Below are 23722 nucleotides of genomic sequence, written 5' to 3'. Positions count from 1 at the left end.
ACAGCGCAGCGGCCTTCAAGGATCGTCCATGACCGCCGTCTCGCCGCCGCCCGCCTTGCGCTGGCGACGGCGGCGGGGCAACCATCACGGGGGAAGGCGATGCACGGCCGCTATTTCGAGGATTTCCACATCGGCGACGTGATCCAATCCGAGGGGGCGACACTGACCGAGAGCCAGATCCTCGACTTCGCCCTGCGTTTCGACCCGCAGCCCTTCCACCTCGATGCGGTTGCGGCGGCGGACGGCCCGTTCCAGGGCCTGATCGCCAGCGGCTTCCACACGCTGTCGCTGACCTTCCGGCTGCTGCGCGACACTGGGGTCATCACCGGCACCAGCCTGGGCGGCTCCGGGCTGGACGACCTGCGCTGGCTGAAGCCGGTCCGCCCCGGCGACACCATCCGCGTCCGGGCGGAGGTGGCGGAGACCAAGCCGTCGCGGCGCGGCGACCGCGGAACGGTGCGCCTGGCCTACACCACGCTGAACCAGCGGGGCGAGCCGGTGATGACCTGCACGATGAACCACATCCTGGCGACGCGGTCGGTGGCCGTGTAGGCGGCGGTGTAGGCGGCGGCCGGCGGAGGTCAGAACGGATTGATCGTGCTGCCCTGGGTCGGCTTCTTGGTGCTGGTGAAGGCAAAGCCGGCACCGGCGAGCCAGAGGAACTGATAGGTGGTGTCGGTCTGGTGCTTGGCGAGACCGACGACCTTGGCGATGCCCTTGGGGTACTGGATCCAGAAGACGGTCGCCGTCTTGTCGGTCCCCGGCCTGCCGGCCGAATGGTGGAACACCTCGCAGGTCTCGCTGCCGACCGTGACCTTCAGCGCCGTCACCCCGGAGCCGCCGCCCTCGGACGTTCCCGAATGGCTTTCCACATCGTTCAGGCACTGGCCGGCATTGGTTTCGGTGCAGTTCAGCGCCTCGACGATCCAGGCGACCATGCCCTTGCGCTTTTCCTGGTATTCCGGCGAATTCATCTTTCCATAGAAGAGATTCATCAGTGCCTCCGCATGCGTTGCGGAGGGATGCTTCACGGGCAATCAAGCCGCGACAAGCGACAAGTTCCCGTGATGGGGTGAAGCGGCAAGTTCCCGGTAGCGCGCTCAGGCCCGGGCCGCCAGGGTGCGGATCGCCAGGGCGGCGGCCGAAGCCCGGTTCTCCACCCCCAGCTTGGCGAAGACCTGCTCCAGATGCTTGTTGACGGTGCGCGGGCTGATGCCGAGGATCTCTCCGATGTCTCGGTTCGGCTTGCCGCCGGCGATCCACAGCAGGACCTCCGCCTCGCGGGCGGTCAGCCCCAGCGCATCGCGCAGGACCGCTTCCTGCCGGCCGGCGGCGGGCTCGCTCAGGCGGAACAGGTATTCGTCCGGGTTGGCCGGGCTGAGGTAGGAGAATTCCAGCCGCCGCACCAGCTCGCCGTCCGGCAGCTCCATCGTGAAGGTCTCGGCGGCGCCGGGCGCGGCCTGGCGCAGGCGGGTCAGTCCGGCGGCCAGCGTCGCCGCAAGCGGCACGGCGTCGCGGCCCGGCCCGTCGGCGCCCGGCAGCAGGCCGCCCAGCAGCCGCTCCGCCTGCGGCGTGCACCACAGGATCCGCCCGTCGGCCCCGGCGGCGAGCAGGAAACGGCCGGTGGCGTCCAGCGCCGCGCGCGCGCCGTAGGCGACACGGGCGTTGGTCAGGTGGACGCGGATGCGGGCGATCAGCTCATCCACAACGATGGGCTTGGTGACGTAGTCGACGCCGCCCGCCTCCAGCCCCTTCACCACATGCTCGGTGTCGCTGAGGCCGGTCATGAAGATGACGGGGATGTGCGACAGGTGGGGGATCTGCTTCAGCCGGCGGCAGGTCTCGAAGCCGTCGAGCCCTGGCATCACCGCATCCATCAGGACCAGGTCGGGGGTGATCTGGCCGACCAGCTCCAACGCGCTTTCGCCGTCGATGGCGACCAGCACGGTCAGGTCGGCCCGTTCGATGGCCTCCGTCAGGAATCCCAGCGTGTCGGGGGTGTCGTCCACCACCAGGATCATGTCGCGGCGCTTCATGGTGTCATGGCCCCGTCCCGTTCCCCACTGCCGGCACTCTCCCCGTTTCCACCATCTCCCCCGGCCCGATCGGCATCAGGACCCGCGGCATCGGGGTCCGCGGCGGCGGCCGCGTCCAGCGCACGCATATAGCCTTTCAGGTCGAAGGCGCGCACCAGTTTGCGCAGCCCCTCGACGAAGGCCGCTGCCTCGCCATCCTCCGCCTCGATCTCGCGCAGCTTGGCCTCGATCCCGCGAATGTAGCCGATCCGGCCGAGCTGGCGCAGGTCGTCGATGTGACGCAGCGCCGAGGCCGGAGGCCGGGCGACGGCCGGAACCGCCGGGGGCGGGCCGGCATCCTGCGCCGCCGCGGCCGGAACCGCCGCTTCCGGCTCCGCCTTTTCCGTGCCGTGGAGAGCCGCCCCCTCGCCGGCATGGATCCACTCGAGGCCGGTCAGCGCCTGGATGCGGTCGAGCAGGGCGTGGATCTCGATGGGCTTGGCGACGAAGGCGTCGTGCGGCGCCCGGCCATCGCCCGGCCCCTGCGCCTCATAGGCATTGGCGGAGACCATGACGATGCGGATGCCGGTACCGAACAGCCGGCGCAGCGACTCGGCGATGTCCCATCCGCTCTCCCCCGGCAGGGAGATGTCGAGCAGGGCGACGTCCGGCTTGCACTGCGCCGCCAGCTCCAGGCAGGTCGCGGCGTCCGACGCCGTGAACAGCACGAAGCCCAGGGGCCGCAGGATGTCGGTCATCAGCGCCAGATGGTCGCGGTCGTCGTCGACCAGCAGCACCCGGATGGGCGGCCCGGCATAGCCGGTGACGGCCCGGCGCTCGACCTCCTCGCCCGGCCGGTGCATGGCCTCCGACAGCAGCAGGCGGACGGTGAAGACGCTGCCCTGCCCCACGGTGCTGCGCACCGTGATGTCGCCGCCCATGATCCGGGTCAGGACGCGGGTGATGGTGAGGCCGAGGCCGGTGCCGGCCACCGCCCGCACCGCGGCGCCGCGGCCGCGTTCGAAGGGCTCGAAGACGCGCTCGAGGTCCTCGGGCCGGATGCCGATGCCGGTGTCGATGATCTCGAACTCGGCGATCTGGCTGCGGTAGCGGACGTTCAGCGCCACATGGCCGGCCTGGGTGTATTTGACCGCGTTGGACAGCAGGTTGATCAGGATCTGCCGCAGGATCTTGCTGTCGGTGTGGACGAAGGCCGGCAGATGGGGAACCCGGTCGTAGCGGAACTCCAGCCCCTTGGCCGCCGCCTGGATGCGGAACATGTCGGCGAGCTGGTCGAGGAAGTCGATCAGCCTGACCTTGTCGCGGCTGAGCCGGCGCAGGCCGGATTCGATCTTGGAGATGTCGAGCAGACCGTCGATCAGGTTCGACAGATGCTCGGCGCTGCGGCGGATGACGCGGACGGCGTCCTGGGGGCGCTCGGTGCTGTTGCTCTCCAGAAGCTGGGCATAGCCGGAAATGGCGTTCAGCGGCGCCCGGATCTCGTGGCTGACGCCGATGATGTAGCGGCTCTTGGCGGCGTTGGCGGCCTCCGCCACCTCCTTGGCCTTCTGGAGGGCCGCGTCGGTGCGCTCGTGGGCGGCGATCTCGTCCATCAGCATGGCGGTCTGGCGGGCGCTCTCCTCCTCCGCCTTGCGGCGGCTTTCCTGGGCCAGCACCAGCAGCCAGGCGGCGACGCCGGACAGGATGAACAGGCAGATGAAGACCGTGAACAGCGCGGTGTGGATCGCCGCGAGCTCCGCCGCCCCGGCACCGGCATACTGGAAGTCGATGACCACCAGGACGCCGCCGAGCACGAGAGAGAACAGCGTCATCACCCCGATGAAATGGCCGGTGCGGGTGTGCACGCCGGCCGCCATCCGCCTGGGCAGAACCCGCTGCAGGCTGTGGGCGATCTGGTCGGCGAAGCGGCTGTTCGTCTTGCACAGGTCGTGGCAGCGCGCCTCCAGCGTGCAGCAGAGCGAGCAGATCGGCGCGTCGTAGGCCGGGCAGAAGGCCATGTCCTGCCGCTCGAACCGGTTCTCGCAGATCGAGCAGCGGATGACGGCGGCATCGGCCGGAAGCTCCGGCGACTGGCGGGCGAGATAATAGCGGCCCTTCGTCCTCCAGGCGATCAGCGGCGCGGCGAGGAAGGCGGCCACCAGCCCGATGAAGGGCGCCAGCGCCTGGGCCACCGGCCCCAGCAGCCCGAGGAAGGCGGTGGTCGAGCACAGCACCGAGACGGCCATCGCCCCGGTGCCGACCGGGTTGATGTCGTAGAGGTGGGCGCGCTTGAACTCGATATGGCGCGGGCTGAAGCCCAGCGGCTTGTTGACCGCCAGGTCGGCGGCCACCGCGCCCAGCCAGCCGACCGCCACGTTGGCGTAGAGGCCGAGGACGCTCTCGATCACGCCGAGGATGCCGATCTCCATCAGCAGGAGCGCCAGCAGCACGTTGAACACCAGCCAGACGACGCGGCCGGGATGGCTGCGGGTCAGGCGGGAGAAGAAGTTCGACCAGGCGATGGAGCCGGCGTAGGCGTTGGTGACGTTGATCTTGATCTGGCAGGCAACGACGAAGATGCCGGTGAGCGCCAGCGCCACGCCGGGCGAGCCGAACACGTCGAGGAAGGCGACGTGGTACATCATGTTCGGCTGCACGGCATCGGCGGCCGGAAGCCCATGCCTCATGGCCAGGAACGCCAGCAGCGACCCGGCGGCTAGCTTCAGGCTGCCGATCACCACCCAGCCGGGGCCGCCCGCCAGCATCGCCGCCCACCAGCGCGTCCGGCCGATCCGGGCCGGCGACGGCAGGAAGCGCAGGTAGTCGACCTGCTCGCCGATCTGCGGCAGCAGCGACAGCAGCACCGACGCCGCCATGCCGAAGGGCAGCAGCGCAAGCCCGCCGTCCGGGGCATAGATGCCCGGCAGCGCCATCCATTCGGCCAGCGTCTCGCGGTCGAGCAGGACGATGTAGGCCAGCGGCACGCATTGCAGGATGATCCAGACCGGCTGCGTCGCCCACTGCACGCGGCTGATGACGCGGATGCCGTAGATCGCGATCGGGATGACGGCCAGCGAGCTGATGACATGGGCGACGGATGCCGGGATGCCCAGGACCATCGTCAGCCCGGCCGACATGATGCTGGCCTCGATGGAGAAGAGGATGAAGGTGAAGGAGGCGTAGACCAGCGAGGTGATGGTGGAGCCCAGATAGCCGAACCCGGCGCCGCGGGACAGCAGGTCGATGTCCACCCCAGCCCTGGCCGCATGGTAGGTGATGGGCAGCCCGACCAGGACGTTCAGCACCGCCGTCGCCAGGATGGCCGCCATGGCGTTCTCGAAGCCATAGGTCAGCGTCACCGCCGCACCGATCGCCTCGCAGGCCAGGAAGGAAATGGCGCCCAGCGCGGTGTTGGCGACGCGCCAAGCGCTCCAGCGCCGCGCCCGCTCCGCGGTGTAGCGCAGCGCGTAATCCTCCATCGTCTGGTCAGCGGCGAGCTGGTTGTACTGCCGCCGTTCGCGGACGATCCGTTGCCGCGCGGTCATGCCCCCGCGCCGCCCGTCATGCCGTCCATCGGCGCCCCCGCACTTCCGCCATTCGAGACCATCGCCCGCCCCTCAGCCTTCGCCCGGCATCGTCGGGAGTTTGCCGCCCCTTGGCAAGCCGCAACAGCCATATGCGATGGCCGTGCCCGCACCGGGGCCGGCGGTTGACAGCCCCGGCGGTTGCCGGTAGCTCTGCCACCGGCGCCGACCCGCTGCCGCCCTCCATAAAATCATTGCGAAAGCGGAACCATGACCGTCGAGCTCATCGTCTGCGAAACCTGCCGCCGCCCCGGGGATCCTCCGGACGGGCCGCGTCCTGGGGCGGAACTCCTGGCGCTGATGGAGCGGGCGCTGGCTGCCGACCCCGCGTTGGCGGCCGAGGTGAGGGTGCGCCCGATGCGGTGCCTGATGAGCTGCCGCCGGCCCTGCGCCGTCGCCGTGCGGTCCGCCGAGCGGATGAGCTACGTGCTGGGAGACCTGCCGCCCGACGACAGCGCGGTGGAAACGCTGACGGCCTATCTGCGCGCCTACGCCCAGACCGAGGACGGGGTCGTGCCGTTCCGGAACTGGCCGCAGGGCGTGAAGGGCCGGTTCATCTCCCGGATGCCGCCGTTGGACAGGGCACCGGCGGAACAGGAGCGGTCCTCCAGCCGGAACGGCCCCTAAGGCGAACGGCAGGCGCGCCGAAAGACCTGTTTGACAGACCCAGGCTCCGGCCTCGATATTGTTGGCATGACCAACGTTTTCGCCGCCCCACGGCGAGGAGGAGCCTCCGATGAAGGTCGATCCCGAGGTCCTGGACTGCGCCACCTCGCTGCTTCGCATGGCGCGGCAGACCGAACGCGAACACGGCTGGAATGACGGCGACCTGCTGCGCACCACCCTGCGCCTTCTGGTGGTCGCCGGTGCCGACGATCATGGCTGGAGCGCGGACGCCCTGACCGCCGAGGTGCGCGACCTCGTGGACGCCGTGCGGACCAACGGCGAGGGGGGAAGCCGGCCACGGTTGCACTGACCCGGCGGCCTGCCGCCGGCGCCTGCCGGCGCGAACGGGAATGCTTGCCCGGCGGTCGCGGCCATGCTCCCAGTATGGTCGCCGACCTGCCCGGAGCATCCCCCCTTGCCCCTCGATCGCCCGCGCCTGCCCGCCCTGGTGCTGACCGCCATCGCCTATCTGCTGTTGAAGGCGCTTCTCTATCGGGCAGCGGGCCTGTTCGACGTCGCTCCGAACGCCAGCGCCTGGTATCCGCCGATCGGCCTGATGCTGGCCTTCGTGCTTCACAGCGGCCCGGCCGCCATTCCCTTCCTGTTCATCCCGTCCGATCTGCTCACCTACGGCACGGTGACCAGCTACAGCCTCCTCATCATCCCGCAGGCCATCATCGTCGGCGCGGCCGGGCTCCTGCTCCGGCGGTGGAGCGGCGAAAGCCCGTTGGGCTCGGCAAAGGACGTCATCATCTTCATAGCGGTTGCCGTCGCCGCCGAGACCCTGCTGTTCGTGGCCTCCACCGCGGCGGTCCAGGCGATCACCGCGCGGAACATTTCCATCGCCGGCAACCTCAACTTCGCCTATTGGCTGGGGGACATGTCGGGAATGCTGCTTTGCACCCCCGTCTTCCTCGCCGTCTTCCACATCACACGGCCAAGCGGGGGGCCGGCAGGCCCCTGGATCATGCCGGGAGCGCAGACCGCCCTGCGGGCGGCCGGGCTGAGCGCCGCGGCGCTGCTGGCCTGGTTCCTTTCCCATGACCTGCTGTCCACCCCGGCCAGCTCATATTTCCTCCTCATCCTTCCCATTTCCGCCGCCGGGTTCCTGTGGGGCTTCGGCGCGTCGACGCTGACCGCCTTCCTAGTGAATGGCGGGCTGGTCCTGCTGATGCACGACCGTCTCGGGACCGCCGAGGCGATCGATCTCCAGGTCTTCATGCTGGCTGCCGGCGCGACCGGCCTGCTGCTGGGGGCGCTGGGCAGCACGCGGACCGAGCTGCTCGGGCGCAACGCACAGCTTGCCCATGCCATCGAGGCGGCCCCGCTGGGAATCGCCCTGCTGGAACGGCAGGCCGGGGGCGTGCAGGTCGCCTTCGCCAACCGTGCCTTCCTGCGCTTCAACGCCGACGCCGCGCCCATCATCCAGCGGCTGCGGCCGGGAGAAGGATTCGAGGGCGACATGGAGGTCGACGGCCGGACCTTCAACTGGACGGTCAAGCGTGCGACGGCATCCCCGTCGGGAGAGACGCTGATCGCCATCCAGCAGGACGTGACGGAGCAGCGCCGGCGCGAAAAGGCGGAGCAGCACCAGCGCCGCATGGCCGCCATCGGCGAGATCGCCGGCGGGCTGGCCCACGAGCTGAACAACCTCCTGCACCCGGTCATCAACCTCAGCCAGCAGGCCCGCAGGGAAGCCGGCCTGGAAATCGTTCCGGCCTCCGTCCGGCGGCCGGAACGGCTGGAGAAGGCGCTCGCCATCATCGAGGAGAGCGCCCGCAATTCGGCAAGGCTGGTCCGGCAGGTGCTGTCCTTCGCGCGGAACGACGAGGAGGGAGACGGCGGAACGGAGCTGGTGGGCGCCCTTCGCGACGTGGTGGCGCTGCTCACCGCCACCCTGCCCCCTAGCTTCACCATCGCGATGACCAGCGATACCGCCGCGGTCAGGGTGCGCCTGACCCGCACGGAACTCAGCCAGATCGTCACCAACCTGGTGGTCAACGCCCTGGATGCGACCGGCCAGCGGGGACGGCTCAGCCTTCATATCGGCAGGCCCGCCGACGGCGCGGTGACCGTGACCGTGGAGGACGACGGACCCGGCATCCCGGCCGGAAATGCGGACCGGGTGATGGAGCCGTTCTTCACGACCAAACCCCATGGCCAGGGGACCGGGCTGGGGCTGGCGGTCGTGCGCGACCTGCTGCTGCGCCGCAACGCCACGATCGCACTCGTCACCCGGGCTCCCCAGGGCGCCCGCTTCGTGCTAACCCTTGCAGAGCACTGCTGAGCGAGGAACCATGAGAATCCTGATCGTCGACGATGCCGAACATGTCCGCTATTCGCTGCGCACCAGCCTGGAGGATGCGGGGCACGAGGTGGAGGAGGCGGCCGACGGCGAGGAGGCGCTGGCGAAGCTCCGGTCCGGCGCCGTCGATCTGGTGGTCGCCGACGTGTGGATGCCGCGCCTGAACGGGATCGACCTGCTGCAGCGGCTGCGGACGGTCAGCCCTGAAATTCCCGTCTTCGTCATCACCGGCGGCGCCGCCCGCATCCCGATCGAGAGCACGGCGGCAATGGCACGAACCTGGGGCGCCGACCAGGTGTTCTACAAGCCCTTCGACAACGAGGATCTGGTGGCGGCCATCCGCCAGCGGTCGACGCGGCCGGACGGGGACGGGTGACCGCGCCCGCCCATCGGTGGGCGGGGTTCGGACACCCTCCTCAGCCGTGGCCCTTTTCCCTCCTCAGCTCCAGCAACCGCTGCAGGAGCTTCGTCGCGGAACGGGCATAGGCCTCGACATCCTCTTCCGGCAGTTCGGTCAGCGCACGCTCCAGCACCAGGCGCGGATCCCGCTTCAGCAGTTCACGGCCCCTGTCGGTGAGTTCCAGCAAATCCGCCCGTGCGTCGCGCGGGTTCGGCAGCTTGACCAGCAGGCCCTTGTCCACCAGCGTGATGACCGTGCGGGCGACGCTGGCGATGGCCAAGTCCTGGTAGCGCGCCAGCGCCGACGCCGTCCTCTGCGCCTCGGACACCTCCGCCAGATACCGGAGCGCCACCCACTGCGCCGGATAGAGCCCATCCGAGTGGCCGGACGCGTGCAACAGCCGGGACGTGTTCTCCACGACCGTCGCCAATCCCGCCATGGATAGCTTCTGGGCCATTCCGTCCGTCTGAAATCTCTCGAACCAATCCTTCATCACCATATCCGCCTTCTTCAGACGGCGCTACCGCCACGGGATTTCCGTTAACGCCACATTAACACATCACTGCATAGCTTCCGTATACTAAGCACTGCTTCGTATCGCCTCCTCTCCGCGCGGCGGTGACGCATCTCGACGAAGGGAATGATGAAGACGGATGAGCGGGCACGCATCAGCCAGGCGGATTTGGACGCGCTGTATGGCCAGCACGTCCTGTTCCTGCGGCGCAAGGGCGGCAAGCGCATCGCCCTGAACATGAAGCGGGCGGAGCGGCTGGATTTCTCGTCGAAGTTCCTGATGGCCGCCGACATGACCGGCGCCCTGCTGGACGGCAGCACCTTCACCCGCGCCAACCTGTCGGAGGCCAATCTCTTCGGCGCCAGCCTGATCAACTGCGACCTGCGCTATGCGACCCTGAGGAAGACCGACCTGAGGGGCGCCCGCCTGCGCAGCGCCAACCTGTCGGAGGCCGTTCTCGACTTCGCCGACTTCCGCGAAGGCACGCTGCTGAACAAGAGCCGCGGCGCCCTGGTGAACGCCTACGCCGACGATGGACGCTCGCTGATGGAGAAGGCGATGTTCCGCAACGTCCAGGCCAAGGGGGCGAAGTTCTCTCGGTCGATCGCCGCCGGCACCGACCTGACCAATGCGAATTTCGAGAATGCCCGCATGAACGGGGCGGACTTCGTGGGCAGCACCCTGAAGAAGGTCAACTTCACCGGCGCCAATCTGAGCAACTGCAATTTCTGCGGCGCCAACCTCCAGGGCGCCATCCTGGCCGGCGCGATCCTCGACGGCGCCCAGTTCCAGGATGCCGACCTGACCACGACGGTCGTCGGCCGCGAGGCGCTGTCCAAGGCCGATGTGCGCAACGCCCGGCTGCCGCGCGGGCTGGAGTCGCTGGAACAGTCGATCCAGGACATCATCCGCGCGCATTCCCAGTGGGTTCTTTCCCTCGGCGCCAGCGGCGCACAGGCGAACCTGTCCGCCGTCGACCTGAGGGACGTCGACCTGAGCGGCACCGACTTCTCGGCGGCCAACTTCCAGACCGCCATGCTGTTCGACAGCAGGCTGATGGACTGCTGCTTCACCATGGCCGACCTGTCGTCCTGCAACGCCATGGGGGCCGACCTGACCGATGCCGACTGCCGGGGCACGAACTTCAAGGGCGCCATGCTGCAGCGCATCCGCCTGCCCGACGCCGACTGCTCGCCGATGAAGATCAGGGCCGGATTGAACTCCATCGACTGGCCGACGAATTTCAGCGATGCCGATCTGACCGATGCCGACCTGCGGGCCGGCAATTTCCAGGGGGCGACCTTCGCGCAGGCCCTCCTGAGAGCCGCCGACCTGCGCGGGGCCGATCTTCGCAACGCCGTGCTGGTCGACGCCGATCTGACCGATGCCGATCTGCGCGAGGCCGATCTCACCGGCGCCGACCTGCGGGGCGCCATCGGCCTGAAGCGCCAGGGCCGGTGACCGCGTGCGGCCAGCAAGGGAACGCACGCGTCATAGCCGCCTGCCCGTGTCGGCGTTGCCGTCGCCTTGCGTGATCTTGACGGGGGGTGTTTCTGCCGGGGTTATTTCGGCGGGGGTTATCTCAACGGTCGCCGTCATGCCAGCCGCCAGTTCGACGCCTGGAGGCACTTGATCGATGTGGATGCGGACGGGGATGCGCTGGGCGAGGCGCACCCAGGAAAAGGTCGCCGCCACATTGGGCAGGCCGAGGTGGCCGGGCGCGTCGTTGCCGTTCTCGATGCCGCGGCCGATGCTCTCGACATGGCCGGTCACCGGCTGATCGAAGCCCATCAGCATGATCTGCGCCGGAGCCCCGACGCGGATTTTCTGGATTTTCGTTTCCTCGAAATAGCCGGTGATCCAGAAGCTGGAGGCATCGAGGATGGCGACCCTGGTCGTGCCCGCGGTCGCATAGTCGCCGGGCCGGAGCCGCAGATTGGTGACATAGCCATCGACCGGCGACCGGATGGTCGAGCGGGCAAGATCGAGCTTGGCCAGTTCGAGCGTCGCCACCGCGGCCTGATAGGCGGCGCCGGCCACCGCCGCCGCCGCGCCGGACTGCTGCACGGCTTCCGGTGATACGACATCCTTGAGCTGGCTCTGCCGCCGGGCGGTCGCCTGGCGGGCGATCATGTCCTGGCGCCGTGCTTCGACGTCGGCCTCCGCCAGCGACACCGCCAGCCGAGGCCGCTCGGGGTCGATCTGGTAGAGAGTGTCGCCCCGCCTGACATACTGGTTGTCTGCCACCGGCACGGCGCGGATCGTACCCGAAACCTCCGGCGCGACCTGCACGACATCCACGCCGACCCTGCCATCGCGTGTCCAGGGCGTTCGCTCGTAACGGCTCCATGCCTGCCAGGCGATCAAGGCGGACACCGCCACCACGCAAAGGGTCAGGGCATACCGGCCGAACAGGAGCAGAAGAGGTTTCACGACAATAGCCCCATCAGTGGCAGGGACTGCATGAGCAGGCCGTAGATGATGAGAAAGGTGGCGGTCTCGACGAGCGGCCTGAAAGCGAACAGGCGGGAGATGCCGGTGACGGAGAAGACGCGCACCATCGCCATGGTGGCGACCAGCGAGACGAAGGCGAGGACCAGCAGGCCGGGGATGAAGACGCCTGCGATGCTGAAATCGACGATCATGAGGGGGATGCTCCTCCCTTTGCCGTTCTTCCGGAGCGGAGTGCGAAACGAAGATCGATGAGCAGGTCGCCAATCCGCGGCCGGCTGCCGTATGCGACGGTCCCGAGCATCGCCATCAGCGCCCCGATGCGCCGGTCGAGCTCGGCGAGATTGTCGAGATCGGCCGGGGCTGCCGGCCCCCGGGTGCCGAAACAGGCGGCGATCGAGGAAAGAAGGCCGTTCAGCGCGACGCCGGCCTCGCCGTCCACCTGCGCGACCGCCGTGCGAAGCCGGCCGGCGGCATGGCCGATGCGAAGATGGCGCAGCGTATCGTCGAGGATGTCCGCATGGTCCTTTCCCGATGCCCGCAGCCTCGGCAGCAGCAGCGCCGTGCGGTCGATCATCAGGCTTGTCCAGTGCGCCTCGTTCGGCGCGGTGCCGAGGGCGCGGCGGCCGACATCCCGCCGGCTGAGGTGGAGCAGCCGGTTGATCGCTGCGTCCGCCGGGACGGTCTGGAACAGGGACATGCTGACCGCCGCGAAGCCGACCGCAAAGAAGAGTGCGATCACCATGTTGAGGGTGCCGGCGAAGTCGCCGGCGTAGGCGGTGCCCAGTCCCGAGAGGATCGGGATGGTGAGCGTGATCCCCATCGCCATCAGAGCCGTGGGCGGGCGCGCCTGCAGGGAGCCGGCGAACAGGAAGGCCGGGGCCAGGACCGCGACAAGCACCGTGAAGCCCGTTACCTGGGGAAGGATCGCGAAGCTGTAGACGAGGCTGACCAGCACCCCGTAGATCGAGCCGACGAGGTACTTGACGACGACCGGCGCGGGCGCATCGACATTGCCGAACAGGCTGCAGCAGACCCCGAGGATCGAGACCGCGGTTCCCCCCTCCGGCCAGCCCGACCCGATCCAGAAGGCGCAGCCGCCGAGGATGCCGGCGCAGGCGCCCAGCGCCGCACGGGCCGCCATCCAGGGGTCGCGGTGATAGACGTAGCCCTTCGCCCGCATCGGCCCGTGAAGCGATGCCGCTTTCCGTGAAGGCCGGCCGGCGGACATGCCCTGCCCGAGCCTGTCGCAGTCCTGCAGAAGACCGATCATTTCCGCAAGATGGCCGGCCAGATTGGCGCCGACGCCATCGGCCGGCACGGCCGCATCCGCGCCCAGACTGCCCTGGACCGCCCTTGCCTGCGCGATCAGCCGCGCTGCCGCCGTTTCCCCCCCATCCCTCTTGTCGGTTTCGACCCAGGCGCGGACCTCGCCGACCAAGGCGGTGAGCCGATCAGCCCTTCCGCCGCCGTCCATGCGGAGGAATTGTATCCGGTCCTCGACCTCCGCCGTCAGCGGAAGAAGGCGGGAGAGGCGGTCATGGATAAGGTGCAAGGTCCCGCGCCGCGGCGTCACCGGCGAGGGGTCATATGGCAGATGCGTCGCAAGCCCCTGAAGCGCCAGGAGATCGGCGGCAAGCTGGTGGCGGTCCCTGCGGTTCTCTTCGGGGGTTCCCGCCAGCGCGTCGCCGGCGAGCCGCCGGGCGTCGCGCAGCGTCGCCGACAGCTTGCCGGTGAATTGGCCCGTCATCGGCTTCGGGAGAACGTAGCGGTGGATCAGAACCGCGCAGAGAATCCCGATGGAGATTTCCTGAACGCGCAGGGATGCGGTGTCGAAAACCACACCGGGATCGAGCACGCCCGGAAAGCCGATCAGGCTGGCCGTGTAGCCGGCGAGGACGAAGGCATAGGCCCGTGGCGTGCGGTCAAGCAGCGAGAAGAACAGGCACAGGCCGATCCAGCCGGCGAGGACGAGGCTGCACGCGATCGGATCGTTCACGAAGTTCGGCACGATCGCCACCGTCGCCATCGCGCCGACGACCGTCCCGGCGAAGCGGTAGACACCGCGGCTGAGTGATGCACCGGCGGAGGTCTGGGAGACGATGTAGACCGTGACGATGGCCCAGAACGGCTTGGGCAGCCCAATCCGCAGCGAAACATAATAGGCCAGCATCGCCGCGGCGAAGCTCTTGGCCGAAAAGAGGATCGCATCCGCGTCCACCGTCATGGCGGGCGTGCGAAGGGCGCTCGAACCGGCGCGCAGCACTGCTGCACAGGTCCTGGCCGGGCGGGTATGGATGGTCGGCATCGCGGTCATGCCGATAGTTTTGGCCGATTTGCCGCGGCGGATAAATTCTGTATTGTGACAGAAAATCCCTGAAAACGGCCATTCTGATGCCCGGGTCGGCGACCGGCGGCAGGCCGGCCGCCTAAAGGTTCAGCCCTCCGAAACCTCCGGGTTCAACTGGATGAGCACCTTGTCGATGCGGCGGCCATCCATGTCGACCACCTCGAAACGGATGCCGTTCCAGTTGAAATGCTCGGCCGCGGTCGGGACATGGCCGAAATGGTCGAGAAGGAAGCCGGCGATGGTGTGGAAGTCGCCGTCCCCCTTCATGTTCTTCACGCCGACCAGCGCCTCCACCTCCTCCACCGGCGTCATGCCGTCGACCAGCCAACTGCCGTCCTCGCGCTGGACGGCGGCCGAATCGCCTTCCTGGGTGCTGTCCGGCAGTTCGCCGGCGATCGCCTCCAGGATGTCGGTCATGGTGACCAGCCCCTCGACGCTGCCATATTCGTCGACCACCACCGCCATGTGGACGCTGGCCTGCTTGAAGAGGTCGAGCAGGCGGAAGACCGGCGTGCCGTCATGGACGACGAGCGGCTTGGTCATCGCCGACTTCAGGTCGAAGGCCATGCCGTTCAGCGACTGGTCGAGCAGGCCCTTGGCCGAGACGATGCCCTGGACCTCGTCGACGTCGCCGCGGCAGACGGGGAAGCGCGAATAGCCGCTCTCGCGGATTTCGCGGCCGACGATCTCCGGCGTGTCGTCGATGTCGAGCCAGATCAGGTCCGGGCGCGGCGTCATGATCGACCGCACAGTGCGGTCCGACAGGTGCATGACCCCTTCGATCATCTGGCGTTCGGCCGGCTCGAAGACGCCGCTCTGGGTGCCCTCGGCGATCAGGGTCTTCACCTCCTCCTCCGTCACCGTCTGCTCGCGCGAGGTCGGCAGGCGCAGCAGCTTCAGCACGGCGTCGCTCGACACGCCCAGCAGCCAGACGACCGGCGCCGAGAGGCGCGACACCGTCCGCATCGGGCTGGCGACCAGGGCGGCGATCCGCTCCGATGCGACCAGCGCCATGCGCTTGGGCACCAGCTCGCCGATGATCAGCGAGAAGTAGGTGATGGCGGCGACCACAAGCGCGAAGGCGACGGTGTGGCCGTAGGGCGCGATCCAGCTCACCCGCTCGTCCAGGACGCCGCCCAGCCGTTCCGCCAGGGTCGAGCCGCCGTAGGCGCCGGCGATGATGCCGGTCAGGCTGATGCCGACCTGGACGGTCGACAGGAAGCGGCTGGGATCCTCCGACAGCTCCAGCGCCGCGCGCGCACCCGCCCCGCCCTTCTCCTCGGCCATCTGCTGAAGCCGGGCGCGGCGCGCCGACACCAGCGCCATCTCCGACATCGCGAAGAAGGCGTTGAGCAGGATCAGCAGGACGATGACCAAAAGTTCCCAGATCATGGCGATATGCCCGAAGGGCGCTCCCTCAACCGATCAATTGTTGCGCCACGGCGACCGCCGCCTGCCCGAGACCGAGCAGGACGGCGGCGATGATGGCGATGGACAGGACGCCGGCGATCAGGCCGGCGACGACGAAGGCGCCGTCGGATTCCATCAAACCCAGCGCGATCAGGGCGATCGCCAGGGCCGGGGGCTGGTTTCCGAAGACGATCGGCAGGGCCAGGATGCCGGCCAGCAGCATCACCGCCACCCCCAGCATCCGCTCGGCCGCCGGTCCCGCCAGCGCCGGCAGGCGCGGACGCAGGTGGCGCTCAAGGCGGTCGGCCCACGGCTTGGCGCGGCGGATCACCCCGAGGAAGGCGCCACGGTCGAAGCCGACGGCCAGCATGCGGCGCGGCAGCCAGGGCTGCGGGCGGCCGAGCGCCATCTGCGCGCCGATCAGGATCATCGGGACACCCGTGGCCGTCGACAGGCCGGGAACCGGCAGGACATTGGGGATCGACAGGATGAGCAGAAGCGTGCCGAAGGCGCGGTCACCCAGCGCGTCCATCACCTCGGCCAGGGAAATACGGTCCGGCGGGCCGGAGGAGGCGGATTGTCCGGGGGCGGGCTGGTGGCCGCGCGCCAGGAAAGCGTCCAGCAAATCCGAAACGCGGGCGCAGGTTTGGGGCGCACCGGAATGGTGGGCGTCGGACGACCCGGGAGGTCGGTCTTTGCTCACGGCTCTCCCCGATGCCGCGAAAGGGATCGGAGCGGGCCGGGCGAAGGAAGGCAGGAACCCATGGTCCTTTCGCAGTGCGGCGGCGGTGCCGTCCTTTCTACAGGATGGCGGACGGAAGCGCCAGCGCCGGTTGAGGCGCACGGCGGCCCCATTTCCTTTCGGCCGGCCTATCGCCTCTTCTGCATGGCGAAGGTCAGGCGCTTCATCAGGTCGGCCTTGGACACCGGCTTCACCAGGTATCCCGAGATGCCGTAGGTGATCGCCCGCTTCACCGTGTCGGCTTCGCTGTGGCCGGTCAGGACAAGCACCGGCAGGTCGGCCAGCGGGTGGCCGGCGGCGGTCCGCAGGGCGTGCAGCAGGTCGAGGCCGCCCATGCGCGGCATCTCCAGATCGCAGATCGCGATGTCGACAGCGGCGGTGTCCCTGCGCAGGATGTCCAGCGCCTGGACGCCGTCCGTGGCTTCGAACACGGCCCGCACCTTGATGTCCAGCAGCAGGCGGGCGATCAGCTTGCGGGTGAAGTCGTCGTCCTCGACCAGCAGCACGCCGAGGTCGTGGATCGTCCGGACCGGACGCGTACCGCCGTCTGATTGCACGACCATCTCGTCACCCCCCTGCGTTCATCTTCTCCCCTGGCAGGAGCCAGGGCGGCCGGGAACAGCTTTCCCGACACAGTCTTGCACACTCGTTAACACAAACCGTCTCCCGGAGGGTAACGGATGGCCAGGGCGCAGCGAAGAATGGCAATCCCGCGCCGGACGGCCTATCCTGGCCGCGGTCCAAGCCGCAAGCGAGAAGAGGACGAACCGCCCCGTGGCCGCGCCGCCCGCCGATCACGCCCCCGCCCACGACGACGGCGGGCACAGCGCCCGGCCAGATGCGATGATGCTCGCCGCCGTGACGGAGGCCAGCGGGACCGGGATCGCCGTCGTCGACGCCGCGCGGCCCGGCCATCCGATCGTCTACTGCAACCGCGCCTTCCTCGACATGGTCGGCTACGACGCCAGCGAGGTGACGGGGCGCAGTGCGGATTTCCTTTACGGCCCGGAAACCGATCCCTCGGCGGCCCGCGAGATCCGCGCCGCCCTGGCTGCGGCGCGGCCCCTCTCCGTGGAGGTGGTGAATTACCGCAGGGACGGCAGCGCCTTCTGGAACGCGCTGACCCTGCGCCCGGTCCCGGCCTCCGGCCCGGAGGCGGGCAGCCGGGACCGCTGGGTCGCGATCTCCTGCGCCGACGTCACCCGCAGCCACGCCTCCGAACGGGAGCTGCGCGCCGCCCAGGACGAGCTGACGCGGCTGGCGGCGGAAACATTCGCGCTGGCCGAGGACCTCGACCGCGCCCGCGAGGAGGCGGATGCCGCCCGCGTCGCCGCGGAAAACGCCAGCCTCGCCAAGTCGCGCTTCCTGGCGATGATGAGCCACGAACTGCGCACGCCGATGACGGCGGTGATCGGCATGGGCGACCTGCTGTCCGGCACCGGTCTGACCGACCAGCAGAAGGCCTTCGTGAAGACCCTGCGGTCGTCCGCCGGCACGCTGATGACGATCCTGAACGACGTGCTCGACTTCTCGAAGATCGAAGCCGGGCAACTGACGCTGGAGCAGATCGACTTTTCGCTGCCGCGGCTGGTCGAGGACGTGGTGCAGCTCTTCCTGGTGCGCGCCGCCGCCAAGGGGCTGGTGCTGTCCGCCTCCATCGCCGACGACACGCCGCGCCATGTGCGCGGCGACCCGACCCGCCTGCGGCAAATCCTGTTCAACCTGGTCTCCAACGCCATCAAGTTCACCCACCACGGCACCATCGAGATCGCGGTGTGGTCGCCCGATCCGCCGCCCCCGTCCGCCGGCATCGCCGGGGCGCCCGACGGGCCGCAGCCATTGACGCTGAGGTTCGAGGTGCAGGACAGCGGCATCGGCATGACGGCGGAACAGCGCGGGCGTCTGTTCGACGCCTTCGTCCAGGCCGACGCCTCGACCAACCGGAAATACGGCGGCACCGGCCTGGGGCTGGCCATCTGCAAGCGGCTGGTGGAGGCGATGGGCGGCGAGATCACCGTCAGCAGCATCGCCGGGCGGGGGTCCACCTTCCGGTTCTCGATCGAGGCCCGCACGGCCGAGGCGCCGCCGACCGGCGAGCTGGCATCCCCGCCCACCCTGCCCGCCGGCGACGAGCCGGCGGCCACGCTGGTCGCCCTGCGCCTCCTGCTGGCCGAGGACAACGACATCAACCGCATGCTGATCACCGCGATGATGACCCGCCTCGGCCACCGCATCGACGCGGTCAGCGACGGCCGGGCGGTGCTGGATGCGATCCAGGCGGCCGATTACGACGCGCTGATCCTGGACATGGAGATGCCGGTGCTCGACGGGCGCTCGACCGCGCGGGCCATCCGGCGGATGGACGGCCCGGTCGCGCGCATCCCGATCGTCGGGCTGTCGGCCGACGCCCTGCCCGAACACCGCGACGGCCACATGGCTGCCGGCCTGGACGCCTACCTGACCAAGCCGATCGACTGGGAGCAGCTCAACGCCGTCCTGGTCGACATGGCGGTGCGTCCGCGCGAGGGCCGCGTCGTGCCCATGCCGGTCCGCGCGCCGTCCGAGGGGGAGCGCTTCGCCGGGCTGCCGCTGGTCGACCGGGTGAAGCAGGCGGAACTGCGCCTGGCGCTGGGCGGCGAGGCGCTCGACGGCATGCTGCTGCTGCTGCCGGAAACCACGCTGCGCGAACTGGCGGCGATCCGCTCGGCGCTGGCGAGCGGCCGGCCGCAGGAGCTGAAGCAGGCGGCCCATACGCTTTCGGGCCTCGCCGCGAATTTCGGTGCGCCGCGGGTGGCGGCCATCGCCCGCGCCATCAACGACAACCCGACCGACACCGAGAAGGTGGCGGCCCTGCTTCCCCTGCTGGAGATCGCCGTCGCCGCCACCAGCCGCATGGTCAGCGGCCCGCCGGACGAGCGTCCGGTGCCTTCATGAACGGGGGCCGTGAAGGAGGCCATGAACGGATGGCCGTGGGGGTTGGTTGAGGGCCGGGCGGCCGATCTGCTACAGGTTCCGGGATGAAGAAGACGACATCAAAGCAACGCGGCGCGTCGGCCCGCGTCACCGACCCGGACCAGTTCGACCTGCTCGACGTGCCCGATCCGACGGCGGTCATGATCACCTATTCCGGCCGCACCGTCGATCTGGAGCATCCGGATTTCAGCCGGTTCGACATCGAGGACATCGCGCGCCCCCTGGCCTACCAATGCCGATTCGTCGGCAACACGCGCAGCTTCTTCAGCGTCGCCCAGCACTGCGTGCTGGCAAGCCGGCTGGCGCCGGAGGGCTACGCCTACGACGCGCTGATGCACGACTGCGAAGAGGCGTTCACCGGCGACTGGCCGACCCCCTGGAAGGCGCGGATCGGGCGCGACGTCGTCCGCAAGGCGGTGGAGCCGATCAAACTGGCGCTCGCCGGACGGTTCGGTTTCAGGCATCCCGAACCGAAGGCGGTCAAGCTGGCCGACCAGCGGGCGCTGGCGACCGAGCTGCGCGACCTCTGCGCGCCGCACCGGGTCAACTGGCAGGATCTGCCGCCGCCGGACGAGGCGGTGATCGTGCCGCTGGGGCCGGAAGAGGCGCTGGCCGACTTCCTCGACCATTACCGGCGCCTTCGGCCCGCCGCGTCGCCCGCCGACTGACGGACGCGCGACGGGGCGGTCAGGCGTGGCCGCCCTGCTCCGCCCGCCGGCCGCGTCCCCGCTTGGCGGCGACGGGGGCGGCCTCCGGCTTGTCGGCCGCCGGTTCGGCGATCTGGTCGGCGCAGCGTTCGGCCAGTTCGCGGATGGCGGCGCGCACCTGGGGATCGCGGATGCTTTGAAAATACCGGGCCAGCATCAGCGCCTCACGCGACTGCAAGGTGTTGTCCTGCTCGTCCCCGCCGGCGGCCGGCGCCTCGCCCTCGATGGCCGGCTGGCGATTCTCCAGACCCTCGAAGAAGACGGACACCGGAACCCGGAAGAACTGGCCCAGCTTGAACAGGCGGCTGGAGGACACGCGATTGAAGCCGCGTTCATATTTCTGCAGTTGCTGAAAGGTCAGCCCCAATGCGGAGGCGACGTCGCTCTGGCTCAGTCCGGCCAACATGCGCAATTCGCGCAGACGCTGACCGACAAAGACGTCGACCTCGTTCAGCCCTTCCTTCTTTTCCCGGCCGCGTCGCTTCATGGCGCTTCCCCTTCGATGATAATGCGGTCTGGATGCCCGCCCTGCCCTGCACACAGGCTCCGCACATCGGCTGCACGTACCGGATGGCGGCCCCTCCGAGAAAGACAAATTGGCAGTTTTCGGAAATCTATTACAACTCAGCTATGACCGGGACTTGGTCCTGTCAACCTCCGCTCGGGATTTTACCTCTTTTGGGTAAAGGGTATTTCGCGGAATACGCCCGCAGTATTGCGTGAGCTCTATCTTTTCGTGCAATGAACGGTATCATCTTACCCCCTGGTCGCGGCTTTCCGCCCGCGGTGCCGAAGCCATGCCCCGCCGCCAGGAGCCGTAATGGGGCCATGGCGCCGGGCGGTGCGCGGACGGCTGCCCCCTCGGCCGCCCCCCTGACCACCCCGGGCCTGCTGCAAGGCTGCAACATTTACGGGGCGCTAGGCATATTTTGCCGGGCACCCGGCAAAAGCTGCCGCCGATTAACCCTCTCTTCATCAAGACAACGCAGCATGCCTGTTCGTGGCACAAGCCCGGCGCGGAACTTGCACAAACCGCTTCGCAATCGCGAAACAGGCAGCGTGGAGAGAATGCCGGGCAGACTTCCGATCGGGGATCGCGCGTGAACAACCTGCTCCAGACCTTGCGCAATCTCGGACCTGCCCGCCTCGCGGCGATCGGCGGCGTCGGCCTTTTGCTGATCGGATTTTTCGTCTACCTGACGACCCGCCTGTCGACGCCGGAGATGGAGCTTCTCTACTCCGAACTCCAGCCGACGGAAGCGGCGGCCATCGCCAAGAAGCTGGAGGAGGCGAAGGTCCCCTACAGCGTCGACAAGTCCGGCACCAAGATCACCGTGCCGGCCGACCAGGTCGGGCCGATGCGCATGCGCATGGCGGCCCAGGGCCTGCCCTCGGGCGGCTCGATCGGCTACGAGCTGTTCGACAAGGGCGAAGGCTTCGGCGCCACCAGCTTCATGCAGAACATCAACCACCTGCGCGCGCTCGAAGGCGAGATGGCGCGCACGGTGCAGACGCTGAACGGCGTGCAGAACGCCCGCGTGCACCTGGTGCTGCCCAAGCGCGAGCTGTTCGCCCGCCAGCAGAACCCGGCGACCGCCAGCGTCTTCCTGAAGCTGCGCCCCGGCGCCAAGCTGAGCCACGAGAACATCCAGGCGATCCAGCAGTTGATCGCCGCCTCGGTTCCCAACCTCGAACCCGGCCGCATCTCCATCGTCGACGACAAGGGCAACCTGCTCGCCCGCGGCACCGGCAGCGACACGCCGGACGCCATGATGGCGTCCGCGGAGGAGCAGAAGCAGGCGTACGAGAACCGGCTGGCCCGCACCATCGAGGATCTGCTGGGCCGCACGATGGGCTACGGCAAGGTGCGGGCGGAGGTGTCGGCCGATCTCGACTTCGACCGGATCACCACCCAGTCCGAGATCTTCGACCCGGAAAGCCAGGTCGTCCGCTCGACCCAGACGGTCACCGAGGCGAACGAGAGCAGCGACCGCGATCCCCTGGCCCCGGTGTCCGTGGACCAGAACCTGCCGACGTCGCAGGCGAGCAGCAGCGCCAGCCCGCTGTCGTCCAACAAGTCGAACCGCAACGAAGAGACCATCAACTACGAGATCACCAAGACCGTCAAACAGCATGTGCGCGAGGCCGGGCAGGTTCGCCGCCTGTCGGTCGCCGTGCTGGTGGACGGCACCTACCAGACGCCCAAGGACGCCACCGGCCCGGTCTACCAGCCGCGCACCGAGCAGGAGGTGGAGAGCATCAAGGCCCTGGTGCGCTCCGCCGTCGGGCTCGACGCCGTGCGCGGCGACACGCTGGAGGTGGTGAACATGCGCTTCTGGTCGCCGGACGACGACATCCAGAAGCCCGAAGAGCTGTTCATGGGCATGACCAAGGACGACCTGTTCCGCATCGCCGAGATGGTCGTGCTGGGCATCGTCGCCGTCCTGATCATCCTGCTCGTCATCCGCCCGCTGATCTCCCGCGCCTTCGAAAGGGCCGAGATGCAGGAGGAGGACGAGATGGACCGCCTGCTGACCGACCAGGCCGGCATGCCGGCCGCGCTGGCGGCCCCCACCGGCGCCCTGGCCCAGGATCTGGCGCTCGAAGCCGCCCAGGCCGACGAGGAGCTGGAGCAGATGATCGACATCAACCGGGTCGAGGGCCGGGTCCGCGCCTCGTCGCTGCGCAAGGTGGGTGAGATCGTCGACAAGCATCCGGAAGAGGCGGTGGCCATCCTGCGCAACTGGCTTTACCAGGAGAGCTGATCCATGACCGCCCGCGGCCCCTCCACGGGAGCGCTCCCGGCATGAGCGTGCGCAAATTCCTGTTCGACGAGTCATTCGACGTGGACGCCGTACCGCGGATGACCCATGTCGATGACGACGACCTGCTGCCGGAAGCGGATCTGCACCTCCCGCCCGCACCGGAGGAGCCGCCCCCGCCGCCGGCGCCGACCTTCGGCGAGGAGGAACTGGCCGCGGCCCACGCCCGCGGTTACGAAGAGGGCGTGGCGGCCGGGAAGTCGGAGGGCACCGCCGCCGGCTACGGCAAGGGCTTCACCGAGGGCATGACCGCCGGCCAGAACACCGGGTATGAGCGCGGGAAGAAGGAGATCGAGGCGACGGTGAACAACCGCATCGCCAACGCCCTGGCCCAGATCGCCGACGGGGTCGCCGGGCTGCTGGCGGAGCGGGAGGCCGGCAACGCCTCGCGCAGCGAGCAGCCGCTCCACCTGGCGGTGGCCATCGTCCGCAAGCTGCTTCCCGAATGGACGCGGCGCGGCGGCATGGTCGAGGTCGAAGGAATGGTGCGCGTCTGCCTGACCGACCTGATCGACGAGCCGCGGCTGGTCATCCGGGTGGCGGACAACATGATGGACCTGGTGCGCGAGCATCTGGACCAGACGATCGGCTCGCGCGGGTTCGGGGCCAAGCTGATGGTGATCGGCGATCCGTCGATCGCCCCCGGCGGCTGCCGCATCGAGTGGGCCGAAGGCGGGATGGAGCGCGACACCGCGCAACTGATCGCCGAGATCGAGCAGCGCATCGCGCATATGCTGGAGGCATCGGCCCCCGCCTGAGGGAGCCGGTTTGAAGGAGGTCCAA

21 protein-coding genes are annotated in these 23722 nt (G+C 68.8%); 10 read left to right on the top strand and 11 right to left on the bottom strand.

Going from position 1 to position 23722, the window contains the following annotated elements:
* The first annotated feature begins 99 nt into the window (after nucleotides 1-99).
* Nucleotides 100-552: a MaoC family dehydratase gene (locus J2850_RS08020; RefSeq protein WP_209980426.1), complete on the top strand. Its 453-nt coding sequence runs from the start codon at nucleotides 100-102 to the stop codon at nucleotides 550-552.
* Between the two features lie 29 nt (nucleotides 553-581).
* Here J2850_RS08020 and J2850_RS08015 read toward each other — a convergent pair whose 3' ends face one another.
* The 3 genes from J2850_RS08015 to J2850_RS08005 form a co-directional block, all read right to left on the bottom strand.
* On the bottom strand, nucleotides 582-995 hold the full coding sequence (locus J2850_RS08015) for a hypothetical protein (RefSeq protein WP_209980424.1): 414 nt from the start codon (nucleotides 993-995) through the stop codon (nucleotides 582-584).
* Between the two features lie 105 nt (nucleotides 996-1100).
* On the bottom strand, nucleotides 1101-2036 hold the full coding sequence (locus J2850_RS08010; protein WP_209980422.1) for a response regulator transcription factor: 936 nt from the start codon (nucleotides 2034-2036) through the stop codon (nucleotides 1101-1103).
* Nucleotides 2033-5560, bottom strand: coding sequence for a hybrid sensor histidine kinase/response regulator (locus J2850_RS08005; RefSeq protein ID WP_209980420.1), 3528 nt, complete (start codon nucleotides 5558-5560; stop codon nucleotides 2033-2035). Before J2850_RS08005 ends, J2850_RS08010 begins: the two co-directional genes overlap by 4 nt.
* Nucleotides 5561-5809: 249 nt before the next feature.
* Between J2850_RS08005 and J2850_RS08000 the strand changes: the two genes are divergently transcribed.
* The 4 genes from J2850_RS08000 to J2850_RS07985 all read left to right on the top strand — a co-directional run bounded on the left by J2850_RS08000 (nucleotide 5810) and on the right by J2850_RS07985 (nucleotide 8946).
* Nucleotides 5810-6226: a DUF1636 domain-containing protein gene (locus J2850_RS08000; RefSeq protein WP_209980419.1), complete on the top strand. Its 417-nt coding sequence runs from the start codon at nucleotides 5810-5812 to the stop codon at nucleotides 6224-6226.
* A 109-nt stretch (nucleotides 6227-6335) separates the two neighbouring features.
* On the top strand, nucleotides 6336-6575 hold the full coding sequence (locus tag J2850_RS07995) for a hypothetical protein (RefSeq protein WP_209980417.1): 240 nt from the start codon (nucleotides 6336-6338) through the stop codon (nucleotides 6573-6575).
* A 105-nt stretch (nucleotides 6576-6680) separates the two neighbouring features.
* Nucleotides 6681-8552, top strand: a complete 1872-nt coding sequence (locus J2850_RS07990; protein ID WP_246512894.1) for an ATP-binding protein — start codon at nucleotides 6681-6683, stop codon at nucleotides 8550-8552.
* Nucleotides 8553-8562: 10 nt separating this feature from the next.
* A complete protein-coding gene (locus J2850_RS07985; RefSeq protein WP_209980413.1) occupies nucleotides 8563-8946 on the top strand; it encodes a response regulator in 384 nt (127 codons plus the stop codon).
* 40 nt (nucleotides 8947-8986) lie between these two features.
* Here J2850_RS07985 and J2850_RS07980 read toward each other — a convergent pair whose 3' ends face one another.
* Nucleotides 8987-9427, bottom strand: coding sequence for a MarR family winged helix-turn-helix transcriptional regulator (locus J2850_RS07980; RefSeq protein WP_209980410.1), 441 nt, complete (start codon nucleotides 9425-9427; stop codon nucleotides 8987-8989).
* Nucleotides 9428-9610: 183 nt separating this feature from the next.
* Here J2850_RS07980 and J2850_RS07975 point away from each other — a divergent pair, with 183 nt between their 5' ends.
* The gene (locus J2850_RS07975) at nucleotides 9611-10945 is read left to right on the top strand and encodes a pentapeptide repeat-containing protein (protein WP_209980408.1); all 1335 of its coding nucleotides are present in this window, start codon (nucleotides 9611-9613) and stop codon (nucleotides 10943-10945) included.
* Between the two features lie 30 nt (nucleotides 10946-10975).
* Here J2850_RS07975 and J2850_RS07970 read toward each other — a convergent pair whose 3' ends face one another.
* From J2850_RS07970 to J2850_RS07945, 6 genes are all read right to left on the bottom strand, one after another.
* Complete coding sequence (locus J2850_RS07970; RefSeq protein ID WP_209980406.1) at nucleotides 10976-11917, bottom strand: efflux RND transporter periplasmic adaptor subunit; 942 nt, start codon at nucleotides 11915-11917, stop codon at nucleotides 10976-10978.
* A complete protein-coding gene (locus tag J2850_RS07965) occupies nucleotides 11914-12129 on the bottom strand; it encodes a DUF1656 domain-containing protein (RefSeq protein ID WP_209980404.1) in 216 nt (71 codons plus the stop codon). Before J2850_RS07965 ends, J2850_RS07970 begins: the two co-directional genes overlap by 4 nt.
* Complete coding sequence (locus J2850_RS07960; RefSeq protein ID WP_307354261.1) at nucleotides 12126-14252, bottom strand: FUSC family protein; 2127 nt, start codon at nucleotides 14250-14252, stop codon at nucleotides 12126-12128. The genes J2850_RS07965 and J2850_RS07960 overlap by 4 nt, the downstream gene beginning before the upstream one ends.
* 120 nt (nucleotides 14253-14372) lie before the next feature.
* Nucleotides 14373-15677 (bottom strand): hemolysin family protein, encoded by a 1305-nt coding sequence (locus J2850_RS07955; RefSeq protein ID WP_209980402.1) that lies wholly within the window; start codon nucleotides 15675-15677, stop codon nucleotides 14373-14375.
* Nucleotides 15678-15702: 25 nt separating this feature from the next.
* A complete protein-coding gene (locus tag J2850_RS07950) occupies nucleotides 15703-16398 on the bottom strand; it encodes an exopolysaccharide biosynthesis protein (protein WP_209980400.1) in 696 nt (231 codons plus the stop codon).
* Between the two features lie 167 nt (nucleotides 16399-16565).
* The gene (locus J2850_RS07945; protein WP_209980399.1) at nucleotides 16566-17000 is read right to left on the bottom strand and encodes a response regulator; all 435 of its coding nucleotides are present in this window, start codon (nucleotides 16998-17000) and stop codon (nucleotides 16566-16568) included.
* Nucleotides 17001-17211: 211 nt separating this feature from the next.
* On the opposite strand from J2850_RS07945, the gene J2850_RS07940 reads away from it, so the two are divergent.
* Nucleotides 17212-19371 (top strand): ATP-binding protein, encoded by a 2160-nt coding sequence (locus tag J2850_RS07940; RefSeq protein WP_307354263.1) that lies wholly within the window; start codon nucleotides 17212-17214, stop codon nucleotides 19369-19371.
* An 83-nt stretch (nucleotides 19372-19454) separates the two neighbouring features.
* Nucleotides 19455-20078 carry a transcriptional regulator gene (locus J2850_RS07935; protein ID WP_209980397.1) on the top strand — a complete coding sequence of 208 codons (624 nt, stop codon included), beginning with the start codon at nucleotides 19455-19457 and terminating at the stop codon, nucleotides 20076-20078.
* 19 nt (nucleotides 20079-20097) lie between these two features.
* Here J2850_RS07935 and J2850_RS07930 read toward each other — a convergent pair whose 3' ends face one another.
* The gene (locus J2850_RS07930) at nucleotides 20098-20604 is read right to left on the bottom strand and encodes a helix-turn-helix domain-containing protein (protein WP_209980395.1); all 507 of its coding nucleotides are present in this window, start codon (nucleotides 20602-20604) and stop codon (nucleotides 20098-20100) included.
* 613 nt (nucleotides 20605-21217) lie between these two features.
* Between J2850_RS07930 and fliF the strand changes: the two genes are divergently transcribed.
* The gene (gene fliF / locus J2850_RS07925) at nucleotides 21218-22882 is read left to right on the top strand and encodes a flagellar basal-body MS-ring/collar protein FliF (RefSeq protein ID WP_209980393.1); all 1665 of its coding nucleotides are present in this window, start codon (nucleotides 21218-21220) and stop codon (nucleotides 22880-22882) included.
* A gap of 41 nt (nucleotides 22883-22923) precedes the next feature.
* Nucleotides 22924-23697, top strand: coding sequence for a FliH/SctL family protein (locus tag J2850_RS07920; protein ID WP_209980391.1), 774 nt, complete (start codon nucleotides 22924-22926; stop codon nucleotides 23695-23697).
* The last annotated feature ends 25 nt before the right edge of the window (nucleotides 23698-23722 follow it).

Origin of the sequence: Azospirillum picis (genome assembly GCF_017876115.1) — a bacterium.
In the GTDB taxonomy this organism is placed as follows: Bacteria; Pseudomonadota; Alphaproteobacteria; order Azospirillales; family Azospirillaceae; genus Azospirillum; species Azospirillum picis.
This window is presented reverse-complemented; position numbering and strand designations above follow the sequence as displayed.